Genomic DNA, 20,399 nt, shown 5'->3' on the forward strand with positions numbered 1-20,399 from the left:
ATTGGCACAGTCCTTGGTAGTATCCTCTCGGTATGAGAGGAGGCTATCACTTTCGTATTAACAGCAACAATAATAGTATATATACATAGATGGGATTTTTAGATGTACTGTCGAAGCTATTCGGCAATAAGTCACAGCGAGACCTCAAGGAGATCACACCTTGGGTGGAACGCATCAAGGCAATCTACCCCGAGATAGATGCCCTAAGCAATGACGAGCTACGTGAGCGTACGGCTCAGCTCAGACAACGTATCCAAGACCACGTGGCCAAGGAGCGTGAAGAGGTAGCCGCCCTACGTTCCAGCGTAGAGGGTAAGGATCTAGACGAGCGTGAGGCTATCTGGGGTAAGGTAGATAAGATAGAGAAGGAGATCCTCGAGAAGCTCGAGGAGGCACTGGATGAGATTCATCCTGAGGCCTTCGCTATCGTCAAGAGTACAGCACGTCGCTTCGCCGAGAATGCCGAGATACGTGTCCGTGCTACCGACTTCGACCGAGATCTCAGTGTCAGCCACGACTTCGTACGTATCGAGGGTGATACCGCTATCTATCAGAACCATTGGGTAGCAGGTGGTAATGAGATCACCTGGGATATGGTACACTATGATGTACAGCTCTTCGGGGGGACGGTCCTACACAAGGGCAAGATCGCAGAGATGGCTACGGGTGAAGGTAAGACCCTCGTGGCTACACTCCCTGTCTTCCTCAATGCCCTCACCGGCAATGGTGTCCACGTCGTGACGGTGAACGATTACCTCGCCAAGCGTGACTCTGAGTGGATGGGCCCCCTCTATATGTTCCATGGCCTCAGTGTAGACTGCATCGACAAGCACCAGCCCAACACGCCTGCTCGCCGTGCAGCCTACAACGCAGATATTACCTTCGGGACAAACAATGAGTTCGGCTTCGACTACCTACGTGACAACATGGCCACCAGCCCTGAGGATCTCGTACAGCGCAAGCACAACTACGCCATCGTGGACGAGGTGGACTCAGTCCTCATCGACGACGCTCGTACCCCTCTGATCATCTCGGGTCCAGTACCTAAGGGAGACGATCAGCTCTTCGAGCAGTTCCTGCCTAACGTAGAGACAGTCGTAGCAGCACAGCACAAGCTCTGCCAGCAGCTCCTCATTGATGCCAAGAAGAAGATTGCCTCCGAGGACAAGAAGGAGCAGGAGGAAGGCTTCTTCCTACTCTTCCGCACCTACAAGGGTATGCCCAAGAGTAAGCCTCTCATCAAGTACCTTAGTGAACCAGGTATCAAGACCGGTATGCTCAAGGTCGAGGAGGAGTACATGGCCGACAATATGCGTCAGATGCATATCGTCACCGAGGAGCTCTACTTCGTCATCGACGAGAAGCACAATAGCATTGAGCTCTCCGACAAGGGGATTGACCTCCTCACCCGTGGTACCGATGACCCCACCTTCTTCATCCTCCCCGACATAGCCTCCCAGCTGGCTGAGCTCTCTGGGCAGGGCCTCTCCAGCGAAGAGGTGGCACAGCGCAAGGAGGCACTCCTAGCGGACTATGCGATCAAGAGCGAACGTGTACACACCGTCAATCAGCTCCTCAAGGCCTATACCCTCTTCGAGAAGAACGACCAGTATGTCGTCATCGACAACAAGGTACTCATCGTAGACGAGCAGACAGGACGTATCATGGACGGACGTCGCTACTCGGATGGTCTACACCAGGCTATCGAAGCCAAGGAGCGTGTCAAGGTAGAGGCTGCCACACAGACCTTCGCAACCATCACGCTGCAGAACTACTTCCGTATGTACCACAAGCTCTCTGGTATGACCGGTACGGCCGAGACTGAGGCAGGTGAGCTATGGGATATCTACAAGCTGGACGTAGTCGTGATCCCCACGAACCGCCCCATCGCTCGTCACGACCTCAACGACCGCATCTACAAGACTGCACGTGAGAAGTATGCCGCCGTCATCGAGGAGATCGTTCGCCTCGTGGATCTTGGCCGCCCAGTACTTGTCGGGACTACCTCTGTGGAGATCTCGGAGCTACTGAGCAAGATGCTCACACTACGCCACATCCCACACAACGTCCTTAACGCTAAGCTCCACCAGAAGGAAGCCGAGATCGTCGCCCAGGCTGGTAAGCCCGGTGTCGTCACCATCGCTACGAACATGGCGGGTCGTGGTACCGACATCAAGCTGACTCCCGAGGTCAAGGAAGCAGGCGGGCTCGCCATCCTAGGTACGGAGCGTCACGAGTCTCGTCGTGTAGACCGCCAGCTACGTGGTCGTGCAGGACGTCAGGGTGACCCAGGCTCATCTGTATTCTTCGTCTCACTTGAGGATCACCTCATGCGTCTCTTTGCCTCTGACCGTCTGTCTGCTATGATGGACAAGATGGGCTTCGAGGAAGGCGAAGTGCTCGAGCACAGTATGCTCAACAAGGCCGTAGAGCGTGCGCAGAAGAAGGTCGAAGAGAACAACTTCGGTATCCGTAAGCGTCTGCTCGAATACGACGACGTGATGAACTCCCAGCGTGAAGTCATCTACAAGCGTCGTCGCCATGCGCTCATGGGCGAACGTATCGAGATGGACGTGATGAATACCCTCTATGACGCTGGACGTATCCTCATCGATACGCACCATCCAGTCGAGGACTACGAGAGCTTCTCGGAGGATGTAATCCGTCTCTTCGCTATCGAGGCTCCATTTGATGCGCAGACCTTCCGCAACACCAAGGCTGATGAGCTCACCGACCTACTCTATGATGCCGTAGAGGCTACCTTCGCTCGTCGTACACAGCTCATTGCTGACCAGGCTTATCCTGCTATCCATCAGGTATACACCGAGCAGGGGCAGTACTACGAACGCATTATGATCCCTCTGACCGATGGGCGTGGAGCCTACCAGGTCGCTTGTAACCTCAAGGAGGCTGACGAGACCAAGGGGCGTAGCATCATGCGTGAGTTTGAGAAGGCGATCGTCCTACACATCATCGACGAACAGTGGAAGGAGCATCTACGTGAGATGGATGAACTCCGTAACTCGGTACAGAACGCTAGCTACGAGAACAAGGATCCTTTGCTCATCTACAAGCTCGAGTCCTATGAGCTCTTCCGTACGATGATCGAGGAGATGAACCGCCGTACAGCTAGCATCCTCATGCGCATCCAGCTCCACCTCGCCCCAGCCGACAGCGAAGCACCACAAGAGGTAGAGGTACGACAGGAGCAGGCACCTGCTCACCGTCCTGCTCCTCAGTATCGTGAGAGCAGACACGAGGTAGGTAGCGCAGAGGCTGAGGCCGAAGCTCGCCGTACCCCAGCTCAGTCTACACATACCATCGGGCGTAATGATCCTTGCCCCTGCGGCAGCGGCAAGAAGTTCAAGCACTGCCACGGCAAGAATATCTAGTCTCGCCCCACCATCAAACTCTTAGGGATAGCCCCGACAGCTACAGAAGCTAGCTGTCGGGGCTACTCGTTTATCCCCACCCCATACAGAGAGAGGCCGCCCTCCTCTAATGCTCGCACTCCACCATACCTCTCTCGGGGGCAAAGAACCATGCCATATCTAGGAAGCGCTCCCCCTCTGGCGCCTGCTCCCAACTATCCCCTCTTGGGATGAGAATAGGGGTAGTTAGTAGGGGAAAGTGTGGGGTATGCTCTGTTATTTCTATTATCTTTGTGCTAAGCTTATTAGGATAGTTATCTCTGTAGAGTGTACGCTCCCCAAGCCCCACCAAGTAGTATGGCAAGTAAACGACAACTCAAGAAAGACGTCATCGCAGAGGTTATGCGCCTCTTTGACGAAGCCCTGATCATCCGCTCTGTAGCTGATAGCGAAGCGATGCAACGTGAGCTGGAGGATCTGATGGATGACATCATGGTCTTCACTGACGATACCCTGCGACGTATCGACCACCCCGACGGCAAGGACAATCCTGCCCTCGTGAGGAGCTACTATCGTGCGCTGCGTCAGCATATAGCGGAGAACGCTACGCACATCTCTGATCGTCTCGATCAGTTCATCGAGGGGCTCTAGCCTAGGCTACCCCTGCTACCCAAACCCGATTATTTTGCGAAAAATATTTGCCCAAAGCCTCCTTCGCCTACTCGGCTGGAGGATACTTCCCCTGCCGCAGGATCACCCCTCTGGTAGCGTCATCTGTGTCGCTCCACATACCAGCAATAGGGACTTCACCCTCGGACTACTCTACTCCTGGGCTGTCGGCATCAAGTCTGGCTTCCTAATGAAGAGTGATTGGTTCTTCTTCCCTCTTGGCTCCATCCTACGTGCTCTAGGCGGTGTACCAATCAATCGAAAGGAACGCTCCCAGACCGTAGATCGTATCAAGGAGCTCCTCGTACGTCAGGGGCAGATGCACATCGCCATCACCCCCGAGGGGACACGCTCACGAGCCGAGAAGTGGAAGAGTGGCTTCTACCATATCGCCACAGCCGCTAGTCTCCCCATAGAGCTGGCTGTACTGGACTACAAGCGGCACGAGCTGGGGATCTTCGAGGTCTTCTACCCTACGGGTGACCTAGAGGCAGACCTTAGCTATATCCGCTCTCGCTTCAGTGCAGAGCAGGCTCGCTACCCCGAGAAGTTCACCCCCTAAAGCTCCCACCCCTATGTCCCTCCTCTCTCCCTCCCCCACCCTACGTGTGGCAGCTGTGCAGTGCTCCATCCTATGGAATGATGTCGAGGGCAACTGCCAGCGCATCCGCAGCTATGTCGCCCAGCATGCCCACGAGGCCGAGCTCATTATCTTCCCTGAGACGATCACGACAGGCTTCTCTGCCGAGGCCGCACAGCTCGCTGATGAAGATCGAGGTGAGGTCTATACCCTCCTCACAGAGCTAGCCAAGGAGTACCAAGTAGGGCTCGCTGGGAGCTACCTCACACGGGCGAGCGATGGCAAGATCTATAATATGTTCTTCCTCATCGACGAGCAGGGGCAGATGCAGCGACAGCCTAAGCGACACCTCTTCGCCCCTGGTGGCGAGCGGGAGTTCGTCTCTGCAGCTACGGAGCGTCAGATACTCTCCTTCCATGGCTGGCGGATACTGCCTATCATCTGCTATGATATGCGCTTCCCCGTCTGGTGTCGCAACGTGCATAATGAGTATGACCTCATTATCTGCGTGGCCAACTGGCCTCGTCCTCGTCGTCGGGTCTTCTCGACCCTCCTCAGAGCACGAGCTATGGAGAACCTCGCCTATATGGTCGGGCTCAATCGTGTAGGCACCGATCCACAGGGACTCGTCTACACGGGCGACTCAGCGATACTCAACGCTCGTGGGGAAGCCCTCGCCGAGGCAGAGGAGGGTGCGGAGACAGTCCTCGTAGCGACACTCGACTATGCTCCGCTGGCTGACCTAAGGCATAAGTTCCCCGTATGGGAGGATGCCGATAGCTTCACCCTCGACCTCCCCTAAGACTCTACGCTTCAATATACATCAGATACATCGACAAATGAATACAAAGACCACGGCTGAGCGTGTTGCCAAAGCCCTGCTCGAAGTCAAGGCTGTCAAGCTCCAGCCCGATGCACCCTTCACCTGGGCATCAGGGTGGAAGTCCCCTATCTACTGTGACAATCGTGTCACCCTATCCTATCCTGCCGTACGTACCCTCATCAAGGAGGAGCTCGCAGAGGCCATCCGTAGGGAATACGGGATGCCCGAGGTCATCGCAGGTGTCGCTACGGGTGCTATCGCACAGGGCGCACTCGTAGCAGACCTCCTAGGTCTACCCTTCGTCTATGTACGTCCGAAGGCTAAGGATCATGGTATGGGCAATCAGATCGAGGGAGAGCTCCCCGAGGGTAGCCGTGTCCTCGTCGTAGAGGATCTGATCTCCACGGGTGGGAGCAGCCTCAAGGCCGTCGAGGCGCTACGCCAGGTTGGTAGCGAAGTCCTCGGCATGGTCGCTGTCTACACCCACGGCTTCCCTCAGGCTGTAGAGGCCTTCGCCGAAGCCTCTGTGCGTCTAGTCACCCTCAGCGACTACGACACCGTGATCGCCGAGGCTCTTGCGACGGGCTACATCTCGCCCGAGGATGAGTCGCTACTCAAGCAGTGGCGTCAGAGCCCAGACACCTGGACGGGGAGACGCTAGTGCGCCCCTGTCCCTATCGCCCCTATCGCCCCTATCACCTTATACATTAGACTTATCTCAATGAGTGACTATACCAGTTCGATCAAGAGCATCGCTGCCCCCCGCCATCGTGTCTATGAGCGTCTCTCCGACCTCAATGGTCTAGCCTCCGTACGAGATCGACTACCCGAGGAGGCAAAGGAGAAGATCCAGATCGAGCCTATCGATGCGGATAGCTGTGCCTTCGTCATCCCCGGCGCAGGTAGACTCGTGCTACGTGTCATAGAGCGTGAGCCTGAGGGTACGATCAAGCTTGCCACCGAGCAGTCTCCCCTAGACCTGACCCTGTGGATACAGCTACTCGAGCCCGCACCTAACGATACACGCCTCAGGCTAACCCTACGTGCCGACCTGAACTTCTTCGTACGTAAGATGATCGGGAGCAAGCTCGAGGAGGGTGTCGAGCGACTAGCTGATATGCTGGCTATCCTCCCCTACTGATCCTCCCCTTCTCCTCACTGATCCCTACACCTCCTAGATAGTATGGCTCGTCTGTGTGACTACCTCGCACTCGCTGGGCTCGTCGGGCTCGTATCCTGTACGAGTGCTGTGGAGCCTAGGGTACCTCAGGCTGCGGTGTACTACCACCTCCACCTGCAGGATACTCGCCACAGGGCACTACTCTCTCCTGGGGGCATCATACGTATCACCCAGCCCAAGACGGCACAGGATCGTCTCGGCAATGCTGGGCTAGCGGTGGTACGCTCTGTCGAGCAGGCGGAGGAGTTCTACGCCTTTGACCTCGCTTGCCCAGGGGTGCATAGTCAGGGAGCACAGCTGGAGGTGAAGGGGATGCGACTGGTGTGCCCGAGCTGCAGGAGTGCCTTCGAGGTGCTACAGGGTACTGGTCGCCCCGAGGAGGGCTCTGCCCAGTCCCCCCTGAGACGCTACCGAGTGGTACGTATGGATCGCTACCACCTACTCGTCACGAGCTAGCCTGACTGCGGGGAGCTCCCTGCGCTCATCTAGCCCTTTGGTTTCTCATTCTTATGGCATTCTCTAGCTGGCTCATCATAGCCTATATAGTGACCACCCTAGGGGTCATCGGCACGGTGCTCAGTGAGAACCGCAACCCACTGAAGGCATCGGCATGGATCCTCATCGTCGGGCTAATACCGGTCGTGGGGATTATGACCTATATCGTCTTCGGCCAAGACCAGAGGCGACTACATAGCATCAGTCGACGCTTCTACCGACGACTCATGCGTCGCCCCCAGCAGCTCTCCCTACCGAAGCACCTACAGCGCAAGCGACAGATCACGGAGGAGCACCTTCGTATGATCGAGCTCATCCAGCGCAACTCCAATACCCCCCTCCTACAGCTACAGTCCCTAGAGATCTATGCCTGGGGGGCAGATATGTACGAGGCACTCTTCCACGACCTAGAGCAGGCCGAGGAGTACATCCACCTACAGGCCTATATCTTCGGGGCAGATGCTGTGCTTGACCGCCTGACCGACCTACTCATCCGCAAGGCCAAGGAGGGTGTAACCATACGTATCATCTACGACCACCTCGGCTCCTACAATGTCCCCAAGGCCTACTGGCAGCGTATGCGCTCGGCGGGGATACAGGTCTATGCCTTCATGCGTGTGGCCTTCCCGCTACTCTCCACGACGGTGAACTACCGCAATCACCGCAAGATCGTCATCATCGACGGCTCTATCGGCTATGTAGGGGGGATGAACTTCGCCCAGCGTTACCTCACGGGCAACGAGCTAGGGCGATGGCGAGACACCCACTTCCGCATCACGGGGGTCGCTGTGGCGGGTCTGCAGAGCTCCTTCCTCATCGACTGGTACACCGTCTCACGCAAGGTCGTCAATATGGACCGCTACTTTGACCCCTCCGTACCAGCCAACGAATATTCGCCCTCCGTGCAGTTCGTCTCGGGTGGGCCGATCAGTCACTGGCGATCCATCGAGCAGGCCATCATCTATATGATCTCCCGTGCCAGTGAGCGTATCTACATCCAGACACCCTACTTCCTACCGACCGAGAACCTCAATAATGCCCTCATCACCGCAGCCCTAGCTGGCGTCCAAGTGGAGCTCATGCTCCCCGAGCGTACCGACTCTCGACTCACGACCTACGCTGCCAACTCTTATCTGACTCTACTGCTGGAGGCTGGGGTGAAGATCTATCGCTACACCGAGGGCTTCCTACACTCCAAGCTCATTATGGTCGATAGCAGCCTAGCCTCCATTGGCTCTGCCAATATGGACTTCCGTAGCCTGGAGCACAACTTCGAGATCTCGGGCTTCGTCTATGACTCTGGCATTACGAAGCGACTCATCGCCCTATTCGAGGCTGACAAGAAGCGCTGTCGTCTGCTCACTGCCGAGGAATGGGAGGAACGCAGTCGGCAGACACGTATGGCAGAGTCTGTGATGCGCCTCTTCGCTCCGATGCTCTAGCCTAGTACCAGCCCCCCCTTCGAGAGATGGCTCATCCTATCCCGACCCACGAGGTCAGAGATAGCCCCAGCAACTCCCATCGACCGAATAGCCCACACCTCCAGAGAGGTATCGACCCCCTCATATCGCTTATGATGAGGGGGTTACAATGCACATACAAATAGTCCCTTTGCGCTCTTACCGAGAGCGCATCAGCGTTCATACTAAGAGCACATCTACGATCTTAGTATGAACGCAAGGGCGTCCTTACCGAAAGCGCATGAGCGTTCTCGGTATGTTCGTTTTTGCCCCCTAGGTATCGTCACTACCAGGGTCGGATTGATGAGAGTGATATGACTATGGGGCAGAGGATCTCGTACTAGTCTCTACCTAGATCCTTTTTTTAGGGGTGAACGCACCCAACTCTCCCCCTTGAGCGAGGTACAGACACATTCCTAAATATCATTCGATACACTGGGTAAAACACTGGTGGACAAAGCCCTGACTTCTTTCATTATTTTATTAAGTCTGAACACCTTAGTTTAGGTACATATCCCCTAGGAATGCTCTATATTTGCCACGGAATTGTACTACTTCATTAACCATAAAGACTCAAAAGAATGAAGAACGAAAGACCACTTTCACATCGGGCTCGGCTACGGAGTACGCTTGCCGTCTCCCTGCTCACCATCTGCACTCTACCCCTTGCGGCAAGTGCAGTCCCCGAGCAAGAGCCGTCATCGAGCCCCCTCACTCTAGCCCAAGTAGCTGGGAAGGTACGTGGGCGTATCGTGGATGCTGCTACTGGTGAGCCGATCATCGGTGCTAGCATCCATGTCAAGGGCAACAAGCGTATCGGTGCTGTCTCCGATATGCAGGGGGGCTATACCCTGTCTGCTGCGCCCGGGGTGACACTCGTCATCTCCTACATCGGCTACGAGACCCTAGAGGTACGAGCTACCGAGAAGGAGCAAGTCATCCAGCTGACAGAAAACTCAAAGACCCTAAGCGAACTCGTCGTCGTAGGCTATACGACACAGCGCAAGGAGAGCCTCACGGGAGCAATGATCAGTCTCAAGGACAGCAAGCTCAAGGACATGACCACCCCCTCCGTCTCCAACCTCCTTAATGGCAAGGCCCCCGGGGTCTACGTCGCACCTGGATCGGGACGCCCTGGCTCGAGTGCAGCCGTGGTGATCCGTGGACAAGCCACCCTCAATGGGAATACACGCCCCCTCTGGGTCATCGATGGCGTGATCGTAGGGGATGACCCTGGACAGCTCAATCCTCAGGATATCGAGGGGCTAACGATCCTCAAGGACGCAGCCTCCACCGCCATCTACGGCTCTGCTGGAGCTAATGGGGTCGTCGTCGTCACCACCAAGAGCAGCCGCTCAGGCAAGCTCCGTGTCTCTGCCTCCGTCCGTGCAGGCCTTAGCCGCCTGAACAATGGCAACCTACGTATGATGAACGGTGCCGAGCTCTACGACTACTTCGCCTCCACGGGCAACGCAAGCACCATCCCCTTCCCCCGATGGAAGCCCGCCCTACGCAACGACAACTTCGACTGGTGGGCACTAGCTACACGCACAGGCATCTCACAGGACTACAACCTCACGATACAGGGCGGGAGCGAGACGATGAACTCCCTCTTCTCCCTAGGCTACTACGATGAGAAGGGTGCCGTGAAGGGCTTCGACTACAAGCGATACAACTTCCGTCTCAAGACTGCCTACAAGCCCCTCGACTGGCTCACCATCCGCCCCATGATCAGTGGTGCGATGCAGACCTCCGATGATAGGCAGTACTCCGTCTCCGCTATGTACTCTATGCTCCCCTGGGATAGTCCCTATGATGCTGATGGCAAGCCCGTCCCCCACAAGTACTCTGGATGGGTGAACAGCAACAGCACGAACTACATCCGAGACCTGCAGTGGAACCATGCCGATGGACGTAACTATGAGTTCATGGGCAACCTCGACTTCGACGCCCGTATCACTCCTTGGCTGACCTTCTCCTCGGTCAATAACTACAAGTACGTCCACAGCACGAGCCACGGCTATCAAGACCCACGCTCCAGCGGTGGAGAGAGTGTGCAGGGACGTATCACCGAGTACCACGGACAGGTAGCCCGACGCTATACGAACCAAAAGCTCCTGACGAGCAATAGCTGGGGACTACACAACCTAAATGGTCTCCTAGCCTACGAGTTCAACGACTACTGGGGCAAATCGACCGATGTCTACGGGACGGGGTTTGTACCCGGCTTTGAGGTGCTCGACATCACCGCCAAGCCCGAGAGAGCCAAGGGAGGTATCGCTGAGTGGGCTGTACAGTCCGTCTTCGCCAACGCTCGCTACAGCTACGACAACCGCTATCTCGTCGAGGGATCTATCCGCCGTGATGGTGCCTCCAACCTCGGCTCAAGAGCCAAGTATGGGACGCTCTTCTCCATCAGTGGTGGGTGGAACATCCACCGCGAGTCATGGTTTGGGGTCAAGGCCTTCGACCAGCTCAAGCTCCGTGCCTCCTATGGCTCAGCTGGTAACCGCCCCTCTGCCCTCTACCCTCAGTATGACCTCTACTCCATAGCCTCCAACTACAATGGCCAGCCAGGTATGCTCATCTCGCAGATAGGCAATAGAGACCTAACCTGGGAGCGTACCTACACTGCTGGTATCGGGCTCGACGCTTCGCTCTGGGAGAATCGTCTGCGCCTCACCCTCGACCTCTACTCCAAGAAGACCGACAACATCCTCTACAACGTCCCCGTCACCAGCCTAACAGGGGTGACCCACGTCTACCGCAACATCGGTAAGATGGACAATAGAGGTATCGAAGTGGCCATCGGGGGTGACCTCATCCGCACCAAGGATATCACCTGGAGCCTAGACCTGAACATCGGACACAATGCCAACAAGCTCACCGACATCTTCCGTCAGTATGATCCCTCGGGACAGTACATCGCCAAGCCAGTCATCATCGGCGACGGGAGCGGTATCGCAGGCTCAGCCACTCGTATCCTAGAGATCGGCTCGCCCATCGACACCTACTATATGCCCCAGTGGGCAGGTGTAGACCCAGAGGATGGACGTCCCCTATGGTACAAGGAGGATGCTGATGGCAAGAAGGTCACGACCAAGAACTACGCCGAGGCCAAGTACTACAAGCTCGGCTCTGCTGCACCCAAGGTCTTCGGGGGGATCACGACGAGCCTACGCTGGAGAGAATTTGACCTCTCAGCTACCTTTGGCTACGCTCTCGGGGGACAGATCTACAACTACTCTCGCCAGGAGCTAGACTCTGACCTCGCCTACACAGACCGCAATCAGATGGCTCTGCAGAAGGGCTGGTCACGCTGGCAGAAGAAGGGCGACATCGCCACCCACCCACGTGCCCTGTACAACAACAAGGACAATGGGAACAAGGCCTCCTCTCGTTACCTAGAGAACAACTCCTTCTTCAAGCTACGTACCCTAACCCTCGGCTACAACCTCTCCCTCCCTCAGCTGAAGATACAGACCCTACGTATCTACCTCAATGCTGAGAACCTCCTGACCTTCACGAAGTACTCAGGCGTAGACCCCGAACTACCAGCCTCCGATGGCTCTGTCATGGGGACAACGGGGATCAGTGTCTACCCACCTGTTCGCCGCTTCGTCCTGGGCTTCAACCTCTCACTCTAGCTACACGATACAGATATGAACAAGATACTTATGCTACTAGTGGCCTCCTGCCTACTAGTAGCCTGCAACATCGACAGAGAGCCTAAGGGGAGCATGTCTAGCCAGCGCATCCTTGAGCACCCCGAGGAGGCTATCGATGGGATGACCCACGGGATGTATGCTCAGCTCAAGACCTGGAGTGATGCCATGCACCGCTGCGGCGAGTACGCAGGGGACAACATCATGATACGTGGTGCCTCGACGGATGCCTTCTTTGAGTTCATCACCTTCAACCGTACCCCACAGAACTACCGCCTACAGGCCTTCTGGGATAATAGCTACAAGGCTATCATACAAGCCTCCAACATCATCGAGCTCTATGGCTCCTCCACCGATGCCGAGGTCAAGTCTCATGTCGGAGAGGCCTACTTCGTACGTGGCTTCCTCTACTTCTACCTCGTGAGAGCCTACGGACGCCCCTACTATCAAAGCCCCGAGAAGAACCTCGGTGTACCGATCATCAAGAGCGCGCCCAAGAACATCTTCGGTAAGTTCACTCTCCCCGACCGTGCTACCGTAGCTGAGACCTACGCACAGGCTATCGAAGACCTGAAGCAGGCTGAGACGCTCCTTCCCGAGCGCACTGGCACTCCCTTCTATGCCTCTAAGGGCGCTGCCCAAGCCTTGCTCTCCCGCCTCTACCTCTATATGAGTGGCACCTATGACCAGCCTAATACTCAGTATGCTCAGCTGGCCTCTGAATATGCCTCCAAGGTAATCGCGAGTGCTAAGTATCAGCTCCTCGGTCGTGAGGACTTCATGAAGTACAATCAGATCCTGCCCGAAAACAACAAGGAGTCCATCTTCGTCATCCGCCGTCTAGCCTCCGAATTCTCTGGCTACGACCACTACTACGGTATCGGCGGGATGTATGCCAATATCGGTGGCATGGGCTGGGGCGAGATGTATGCCAGTGCCAAGTACCTCGCTCTACTAGACGAGACGGGGCGCAATGACTACCGCCCCAATAGGATGCGTATCGTAGATGCTCGTGCAGCCTTCATCGAGCCCGTGTATGACAACGATAAGGGAGAGGTATTCCGCTTCATTAAGACGGAGGACTCCGGGGATATGAACTACCTACAGCTCCCCGTCACCCGTACCAATGGGCAGATAATAGCTAAGGAAGAGAAGGATCAGGGTCAAGCATCCTCCTATACCCTGACTGCCATAGACGCTACTCAGGAGATCTATAGCATCACCTACGGTGGGAAGACATACCGAGGGGTCTTGGATACCTATATCGCACTCAATAGAGCCTACCCGATGTTCTACATCACGAAGTGCTCCCGTGAGGGTGAGAATAGCCAGCTACACTCCCCCATCATCTCACGTCTAGGCGAGGTCTACCTCAATCGTGCTGAGGCCGAAGCCAAGCTCGGTCACTACAGTGCAGCCCTTGCCGACCTCAACCTCGTGCGTACACGCTCCATCCCTGGTGCGCAGTATGCGAGCCTAGATGCTACGAATGCACCTGAGCGCATCGACAAGGAGCGCCAGCTGGAGCTTGCCTTCCAGGCTGAGCGTAGCTACGATGTATTCCGCAACGGGGGCTCACTCATACGTCGCTACCCCGGGGCTCACCATCAGCGTGAGGACATAGCCCCCACCGACTACCGAGTGGTGTACTTCATCCCGCAGAATGCGATCGATGCTTACCCAGGTAAGCTGACACAGAACCCTACACACTAAGGGCTTCAGCTAGCACTTCCAACGCATCTCCTTCCCTCACGCTAGAGGTAGCCTTGCCCTAGCCTTTTGGGGAAGCCATCAATACACAGAATGGGGCAGAGAGGGATATCCCTCTCTGCCCCATTTGCTTTTGCATTAGTGTATTCCCAGCCCTTACACGAGGGAGCGGTGTGTAAAATTATCCTTATCTTCATCCCTGCTATTGTACCATCGCCCCTAGCCCTCGTGCGAAGGATCGAGGTGCAGGTGAAGTCGCTCCTGACAGTGATGAATATGAGACAAACAAAGCTTACCCTTATTCTCTGTATCCTAGCCCTCGGGCTAGCCCTCCTCTGCAGCATCAGTAGCTGTAGCAATCGTAAGACTGACGACAAGAATCCCCTTGCCCAGCTAGTCGATCCACTCATCGGTACCGACTGGGTGGGCAATGTCTATCCTGGCGCTACTGTCCCCTTCGGGATGGTGCAGTTGAGCCCAGACAATGGACTCCCGGGCTGGGATCGGATAGCCGGCTACTACTACCCCGATAGCACGATAGCGGGCTTCAGCCACACCCACCTCAGTGGTACGGGGGCTGGTGATCTATATGACATCCCCTTCATGCCTGTGCTACTACCTACCCTAGAGGGCGGGACCTACACCATAGACAAGGCGACTGGGGAGACAGCTCGCCTAGGCCGACACGCACGCTTCAGACACGAGACAGAGCAGGCACACGCTGGCTACTATGCGGTGACCCTCGAGCCCTATGACATACGAGTGGAGCTCACAGCCTCGCCCCACATGGGTGTGCAGCGCTATACCTTCAATCGTGCCTCCGACTCTGCCTGTGTCATTCTAGACCTAGACCGAGCGATGAACTGGGATCGTACCACAGAGAGTGATGTGGAGCAGGTCACCCCCACGGCACTACAGGGCTACCGCAAGTCTACGGGCTGGGCACGTGACCAGGAGGTGTACTTCTACACACAGCTCTCACGTACACCCGATAGTATCTTCATCGAGCATCGTCAGGGAGAGCCTTACGGTCAAGCCTCTGGTCGCTCGGCTATTGCCTACCTATACTACAAGGTGAAGGCTGGCGATCAGCTCATCATCGAGACGGCACTATCGGGTACGAGCACTCAGGGAGCCATGGGCAATTGGACTGATGAGGAGAAGGAGTTTGACTTCGACAAGTATCGTACCCAAGCAGAGACCCTCTGGCAGGAACGACTAAGCAGGATCACCATCCCCGAGAATGCCCCCGACAGCCTCAAGAAGACCTTCTACACCGCACTCTATCGTGCACAGGTCTGTCCCACGCTCTATAGCAATACCGATGGGAACTACCTAGGGGCTGACCGAAGGACACACTTTAGGGAGGATAACACAGCTACCTACAGTACCTTCTCCCTATGGGACACCTATCGTGCCGTACACCCGCTCTACAATCTCATAGCCACCAAGGAGAACCGTGATATGGTTCAGTCGCTCATTGACTTCGGCGATCAGAACATGTTCCACCTCCCCGTATGGAATATGTTTGCCTCTGAGACTGATATGATGATCGGGCATCACTCCATACCAGTCATCGTAGAGGCGGTACTCAAGGGCGTATATAAGCCCGCAGATCCAGCCGACCTACTGAACCTCCTACGTAACACTGCCGAGCGACAGTACTACCGTGGGCTAGATGAGTACCAGAGCCGTGGCTACGTACCTGCCGACCTACAGGATGAGAGTGTCTCCAAGACGCTGGAGTATGCCTACGACGATGCTGCCATCGCAGCCTATGCCGAGTGGATGGGGGACAGTGATGTCGCAGAGCAGTATCGTGCACGTGCAGAGAGCTACAAGAACCTATGGGATAAGGGCACGGGCTTCTTCCGTCCTAAGGATGGTAAGGGACGTTGGCTCCCTGACTTCAATCCCTTTGCCTACACGAAGCACTTCACCGAGAGCAATGCCTACCAGTACCTCTTCGCTGCCCAGCATGCAGTACGTCAGCTAGAGCAGCTCATGGGCTCACGTGAGCAGCTACGTGATCGTCTCGATGAGTTCTTCTCCCGTACGACGCCCAAAGAGATAGCACTCCCTATCTTCTCCACGGGTATGATCGGGCAGTATGTCCAGGGCAACGAGCCTAGCCACCACGTGATCTTCCTCTACAACTATGTGAATGAGCCCTGGAAGACAGCTGACCTCATTCATCAGGTACGCTCTACGCTCTACTCCCACCGCCCTGATGGGCTCTGTGGCAATGAGGACTGTGGACAGATGTCCGCATGGTATGTCTTCGCCGCAATGGGTCTCTACCCGGTCGATCCGCTCACGAGCGAATATGAGGTGACGACACCCCTCTTCGAGCGCCTCACCCTGCACCTAGAGAATGGGCGTACCTTCACCATCTCCGCCCCTGGGCTCTCCTCCACTAGGAGATATATCCAGTCAGCACAGCTCAATGGTCGTCCTCTCAATCGCTCCCATATCACCTATACCCAGCTGATGCAGGGCGGTGAGCTCGTACTGACCTTGACAGACCAGCGGGGTGTCGTCTGGTACGACAAGTAGCCCCCAGCAGAAGGCCATAACCCAACAAAGCGACCAGCCCCCTCATGGGTCGAGACTAAGGTCTCGCTCATGAGGGGGCTGGTCGTAATAGCTCTAGGCCAGATATACTCTAGGCGGAGAGGAAGGTATGGATGAGCTGGTAGAGCTCGCCATAGCAAGTCTCGAGATCATCATTGACAAGCGCCCTGTCGAAGGCCTCGGCATGCTCTAGTTCAAGTGTAGCCTTGGCGATGCGCTCCTCGATGACCTCTTCGCTATCGGTGGAGCGTCCCTGTAGGCGGTGGCGTAGCTCCTCGATGCTGGGAGGCTTGATGAAGATACTTAGGGCAGAGGCTCCATAAGCCTTCTTGATATTCAAGGCTCCGACATAGTCCACATCGAAGATTAGGTTGTCACCCTCCTGCAGACAGCGATCTACCTCGCTGCGTAGTGTGCCGTAGTAGCGACCACTGTAGACCTCCTCATACTCGAGGAACTCTCCCGCCTCTATCCGAGACCTAAACTCCTCGGGTGAGAAGAAGTAGTACTCCACCCCATCACGCTCTGTGCCCCGTGGGGAGCGACTAGTAGCCGAGATAGAGAAGCGAAGTCTCAGCTCGGGGTGCTCTGCCCGAAGGCGTGTGATGAGCGTACTCTTGCCCGTACCCGAGGGAGCAGAGATGATGACTAGCTTACCCATATAGCAGATCGTACAGGGAGGCTCTATTCCTCATCTTCGTCCTCGTCCTTCGTGGACTTCTTTTTCTTCTTGTCCTTACCGATAGGGCCATCCTTGAGGCGAGCGAAGACCTGACGTGTCAGTTCCTCCTGCAGCTCGGGGTTATCCTCGATGGTCTGCTTGGCATTCTCCTTGCCCTGCCCGAGCTTCGTCTCTCCGTAGCTATACCAGGAGCCACTCTTCTTGATAATGTCTGCTGACTCGGCTAGGTCAATGATCTCCCCGATGCGGGATATACCCTCACCGTAGAGGATGTCGAAGAGTGCGACACGGAATGGGGGTGCGACCTTGTTCTTGACGACCTTGACACGTGTAGCGTTCCCGAAGACCTCATCACCATCCTTGAGCTGGCCTGCACGACGGATGTCGAGGCGCACCGAGGCATAGAACTTCAGAGCGTTACCACCCGTGGTCGTCTCGGAGGGGCCGTAGGAGTTGCCCCCGATCTTCTCACGTAGCTGGTTGATGAAGATACAGGTCGTGTTGGACTTGCTGATAGCTCCCGTGATCTTACGAAGGGCCTGCGACATCAGGCGAGCCTGTAGCCCGACCTTTGCCTCACCCATATCGCCCTCGATCTCGGCCTTAGGCACGAGGGCAGCCACGGAGTCAATGATCACGAGGTCCATAGCCCCCGAGCGGATGAGTTGCTCGGCGATATCCAGAGCCTGCTCCCCGTTGTCTGGCTGGGAGATATAGAGGCTACTCATATCCACACCCAGTGCCTCGGCATAGACGGGGTCAAAGGCATGCTCGGCGTCGATGATCGCTGCGAAGCCACCCTGCTTCTGCACCTCTGCGATAGCGTGGATGGCCAGCGTGGTCTTACCTGAGGACTCGGGGCCGTAGATCTCGATGATACGACCACGGGGATAGCCCCCTACACCGAGGGCGACGTCTAGGCCAATAGAGCCTGAGGGGATGGCTGCCACATCGACCGTAGGACGCTCTGCCATATTGAGGACAGAGCCCTTGCCGTGTACCTTCTCAATGTTGGCAAGTGCCACACTCAGGGTCTTGCGCTTTGCCTCCTCGATAGAGAGGCCCTTATCCTTGTCCTTTGCCTTGGTAGGCTTTTCCTTTACTTCTTCGCTCATGCTACTTAATGTATATGTAATGTATTACTTGCTCGCTAGGATCTGCTGGGCATGCTCCTTGGTATTGACCTCCTTGCCACGCAGGATACGCTCTATGCGCCCCGACTCATCGAGGACGAAGGTCGTGCGCTCGGTGCCCATGTATCGACGTCCATACATACTCTTCTCGATCCATGTCCCGAAGAGCTCGTTGAGCTGGACATCTGTATCGGCGATGAGTCGGAAGGGGAGCTGATGCTTCTCGATGAAGCCCTTGTGACTCCGAGCACTATCTCGGCTAACCCCGATGATCTCATAGCCTGCCTCACGGAGCTCAGCGTATCCGTCACGTAGACTACAGGCCTGAGCTGTACAGCCAGAGGTATTGTCCTTGGGGTAAAAGTAGAGGATGATCCTCTTGCCTGGGTAGTCACTACGACGTACCTCTACACCATCTTGGTCTAGTCCTAGGCTGTCGGGGACGAGATCCCCTATCTGAAGTGCCATCTTTTGCTTTGCTTTTAGTTCGTTCGTTACTTATCTCTACAAATATAAGGAATACCTAGGGTATAGTAAATGGGGTATAGGGACTAGGACAGGGCTGACGCGTGAAACCACTAGAGGTCGAGGGCAAAGTCATCGAGGAGCCCATACCCAAGATAGAAGTATCTGTACCCTAGGTATGACTGAGCAAGTATATACCTACTACCTAGAGGGGAGAAGTGTACACGTGTGTACACTATTGTATACCCACGTGTACACAACTGTATACACGCGTGTACACAACCACGCTCTAAGTATGTCCTCTGTAGGGCTCCTTTGCATGTCCTCCAGCCCCTCTTAGGACATCTGATAAAGAGCTCGTTATAGACGGGGCATTGGGACACACCTATCCCCTTTGCTGTAGGAATCCTTAGGGAAAGAAATCCCCCGAGGAAAAACCTAAGGTGGGGCAGGCTCACCCTCTCCGTGGAGCGAGAGGGACTAAACCCTCTGCAGGTAGAGTTCCCTATCCCCCCTAAGACCTCCAAGGAAGCCTGAACTAACGACACCTACGACGAGCCCCCCGAGAGACCTCTATCTCCCGGGGGTCTTATACTCAGCAGGCATCGACAACTACCTGAAATATAGCACCTTCAACTCATTCATCTGACCTTGTACTAGAGGGAATAATGGGAAGAAGAATTTACTACATTTGTAGTCGTAGAGGATGCTATTCGAGTAGCACTCTCCCCATGACCATACGTACATGTCTCGCTCTACATATAGAGAGTAGTCCTATAACAAAACTATCGGCTCCCCGATACGAAACGAGAACAGATAGAAAAAGACAAGAAAGAGTATGATGACAAGATCAAGCAGGCTGAGTAGCATCTTACTACTCCTAGCTGGTTGCCTTTGTCTCACCAGTCTCAGGGCTCAGGAGGTAGACACCGTCTACCTCCTGAACCACTGGAGCAAGAGCCGACAAGCAGGCTCATGGAGAGACTTTGATATGCAATTTAAGAAAGCTTGGAAAGACAAGAGCTTTCAGCAATCAGAAGCTGTGGGATGGGACTGTCTGCGTCCTGCTTGGCGTGGCATACAAGACTCCATCGACCTAGCACTCTTCCGCTACCACTATGTCCCCTATCGCTACTGTACCGGTGTCTTGCGCTTTTTCGTCAAGGAAGAGCCCATCGTGCTCAGCCGAGAACGGCTGAAGAGCATTCGCTTCACCCCGATCAAGCGCTTCACAGAGGCTTTCGAGGAGTTCGATTATTCTATTTACGAGCGGAGATTTAAGGGGAAGCCCTTATTTATCGTCCATGTAACCTCTAAGGGAGCTTGGCTATACCCCGTCTTCGATTTTACTGTTGCATCTGGGATTGTAGAGTGTTATATAGGAGGATATCCCTACAGCTATGAATCCCTCTACCAAAAGACAAAAAGTGATCTCACTCCTGAGGAAATCAAGGCTCTGGATGCAGCTACGAAACGGCTCCGTCGTATAGGAATGGATCCCTGCCGATAAAACTACTTATGAAGATAAGAGTATGAGGACAAGATCAAGCAGGCTGAGTAGCATCTTACTACTCCTAGCTGGTTGCCTTTGT

The 20,399-nt window shown here is 55.3% G+C and carries 15 protein-coding genes; 12 read left to right on the forward strand and 3 right to left on the reverse strand.

The features are described from left to right. Positions 1–89: 89 nt before the first annotated feature. The 11 genes from secA to QZ554_RS02865 all read left to right on the forward strand — a co-directional run bounded on the left by secA (position 90) and on the right by QZ554_RS02865 (position 16,509). On the forward strand, positions 90–3,392 hold the full coding sequence (gene secA / locus QZ554_RS02815) for a preprotein translocase subunit SecA (protein WP_297194209.1): 3,303 nt from the start codon (positions 90–92) through the stop codon (positions 3,390–3,392). 336 nt (positions 3,393–3,728) lie between these two features. Beyond that, on the forward strand, positions 3,729–4,022 hold the full coding sequence (locus QZ554_RS02820; RefSeq protein WP_297178080.1) for a hypothetical protein: 294 nt from the start codon (positions 3,729–3,731) through the stop codon (positions 4,020–4,022). Positions 4,023–4,056: 34 nt separating this feature from the next. Beyond that, a complete protein-coding gene (locus QZ554_RS02825; protein ID WP_297194211.1) occupies positions 4,057–4,602 on the forward strand; it encodes a 1-acyl-sn-glycerol-3-phosphate acyltransferase in 546 nt (181 codons plus the stop codon). A gap of 13 nt (positions 4,603–4,615) precedes the next feature. Then, entirely contained in the window at positions 4,616–5,422 is an 807-nt protein-coding gene (locus tag QZ554_RS02830; protein ID WP_297194213.1) for a nitrilase-related carbon-nitrogen hydrolase, read from the forward strand. A 37-nt stretch (positions 5,423–5,459) separates the two neighbouring features. Further along, positions 5,460–6,104: an orotate phosphoribosyltransferase gene (gene pyrE / locus QZ554_RS02835; protein WP_297194214.1), complete on the forward strand. Its 645-nt coding sequence runs from the start codon at positions 5,460–5,462 to the stop codon at positions 6,102–6,104. Between the two features lie 60 nt (positions 6,105–6,164). Further along, positions 6,165–6,584: an SRPBCC family protein gene (locus QZ554_RS02840; protein ID WP_297194215.1), complete on the forward strand. Its 420-nt coding sequence runs from the start codon at positions 6,165–6,167 to the stop codon at positions 6,582–6,584. A gap of 42 nt (positions 6,585–6,626) precedes the next feature. After that, on the forward strand, positions 6,627–7,079 hold the full coding sequence (locus QZ554_RS02845; protein ID WP_297194217.1) for a hypothetical protein: 453 nt from the start codon (positions 6,627–6,629) through the stop codon (positions 7,077–7,079). 53 nt (positions 7,080–7,132) lie between these two features. Then, the gene (cls, locus tag QZ554_RS02850) at positions 7,133–8,560 is read left to right on the forward strand and encodes a cardiolipin synthase (RefSeq protein ID WP_297194219.1); all 1,428 of its coding nucleotides are present in this window, start codon (positions 7,133–7,135) and stop codon (positions 8,558–8,560) included. 599 nt (positions 8,561–9,159) lie between these two features. After that, the gene (locus tag QZ554_RS02855; RefSeq protein ID WP_297194221.1) at positions 9,160–12,225 is read left to right on the forward strand and encodes a TonB-dependent receptor; all 3,066 of its coding nucleotides are present in this window, start codon (positions 9,160–9,162) and stop codon (positions 12,223–12,225) included. Positions 12,226–12,240: 15 nt separating this feature from the next. Beyond that, positions 12,241–13,956, forward strand: a complete 1,716-nt coding sequence (locus QZ554_RS02860) for a RagB/SusD family nutrient uptake outer membrane protein (RefSeq protein ID WP_297194223.1) — start codon at positions 12,241–12,243, stop codon at positions 13,954–13,956. 168 nt (positions 13,957–14,124) lie between these two features. Beyond that, positions 14,125–16,509 (forward strand): GH92 family glycosyl hydrolase, encoded by a 2,385-nt coding sequence (locus QZ554_RS02865; protein WP_366764402.1) that lies wholly within the window; start codon positions 14,125–14,127, stop codon positions 16,507–16,509. A gap of 109 nt (positions 16,510–16,618) precedes the next feature. Here the strand turns inward: QZ554_RS02865 and gmk are convergent, their stop codons facing one another. Genes gmk through QZ554_RS02880 form a run of 3 tightly spaced genes read right to left on the reverse strand, consistent with a single transcriptional unit; the run spans position 16,619 to position 18,810 of the window. Then, positions 16,619–17,188, reverse strand: coding sequence for a guanylate kinase (gene gmk / locus QZ554_RS02870; protein WP_297194225.1), 570 nt, complete (start codon positions 17,186–17,188; stop codon positions 16,619–16,621). A 23-nt stretch (positions 17,189–17,211) separates the two neighbouring features. After that, positions 17,212–18,324, reverse strand: a complete 1,113-nt coding sequence (gene recA / locus QZ554_RS02875) for a recombinase RecA (RefSeq protein ID WP_297194227.1) — start codon at positions 18,322–18,324, stop codon at positions 17,212–17,214. A gap of 24 nt (positions 18,325–18,348) precedes the next feature. Further along, positions 18,349–18,810, reverse strand: coding sequence for a peroxiredoxin (locus QZ554_RS02880; protein ID WP_297194229.1), 462 nt, complete (start codon positions 18,808–18,810; stop codon positions 18,349–18,351). A gap of 835 nt (positions 18,811–19,645) precedes the next feature. On the opposite strand from QZ554_RS02880, the gene QZ554_RS02885 reads away from it, so the two are divergent. Beyond that, entirely contained in the window at positions 19,646–20,317 is a 672-nt protein-coding gene (locus QZ554_RS02885; protein WP_297194231.1) for a hypothetical protein, read from the forward strand. The last annotated feature ends 82 nt before the right edge of the window (positions 20,318–20,399 follow it).

Source organism: uncultured Porphyromonas sp. (genome assembly GCF_915070105.1).
Classification (GTDB): domain Bacteria; phylum Bacteroidota; class Bacteroidia; order Bacteroidales; family Porphyromonadaceae; genus Porphyromonas.

Coding starts and splice junctions, on each gene's coding strand:
- QZ554_RS02830 (WP_297194213.1), top strand. CDS start 4,616: ATGTCCCTCCTCTCTCCCTCCCCCACCCTACGTGTGGCAGCTGTGCAG.
- QZ554_RS02885 (WP_297194231.1), top strand. CDS start 19,646: ATGATGACAAGATCAAGCAGGCTGAGTAGCATCTTACTACTCCTAGCT.
- QZ554_RS02860 (WP_297194223.1), top strand. CDS start 12,241: ATGAACAAGATACTTATGCTACTAGTGGCCTCCTGCCTACTAGTAGCC.
- QZ554_RS02840 (WP_297194215.1), top strand. CDS start 6,165: ATGAGTGACTATACCAGTTCGATCAAGAGCATCGCTGCCCCCCGCCAT.
- QZ554_RS02845 (WP_297194217.1), top strand. CDS start 6,627: ATGGCTCGTCTGTGTGACTACCTCGCACTCGCTGGGCTCGTCGGGCTC.
- cls (WP_297194219.1), top strand. CDS start 7,133: ATGGCATTCTCTAGCTGGCTCATCATAGCCTATATAGTGACCACCCTA.
- secA (WP_297194209.1), top strand. CDS start 90: ATGGGATTTTTAGATGTACTGTCGAAGCTATTCGGCAATAAGTCACAG.
- QZ554_RS02855 (WP_297194221.1), top strand. CDS start 9,160: ATGAAGAACGAAAGACCACTTTCACATCGGGCTCGGCTACGGAGTACG.
- QZ554_RS02880 (WP_297194229.1), bottom strand. CDS start 18,810: ATGGCACTTCAGATAGGGGATCTCGTCCCCGACAGCCTAGGACTAGAC.
- QZ554_RS02820 (WP_297178080.1), top strand. CDS start 3,729: ATGGCAAGTAAACGACAACTCAAGAAAGACGTCATCGCAGAGGTTATG.
- gmk (WP_297194225.1), bottom strand. CDS start 17,188: ATGGGTAAGCTAGTCATCATCTCTGCTCCCTCGGGTACGGGCAAGAGT.
- pyrE (WP_297194214.1), top strand. CDS start 5,460: ATGAATACAAAGACCACGGCTGAGCGTGTTGCCAAAGCCCTGCTCGAA.
- recA (WP_297194227.1), bottom strand. CDS start 18,324: ATGAGCGAAGAAGTAAAGGAAAAGCCTACCAAGGCAAAGGACAAGGAT.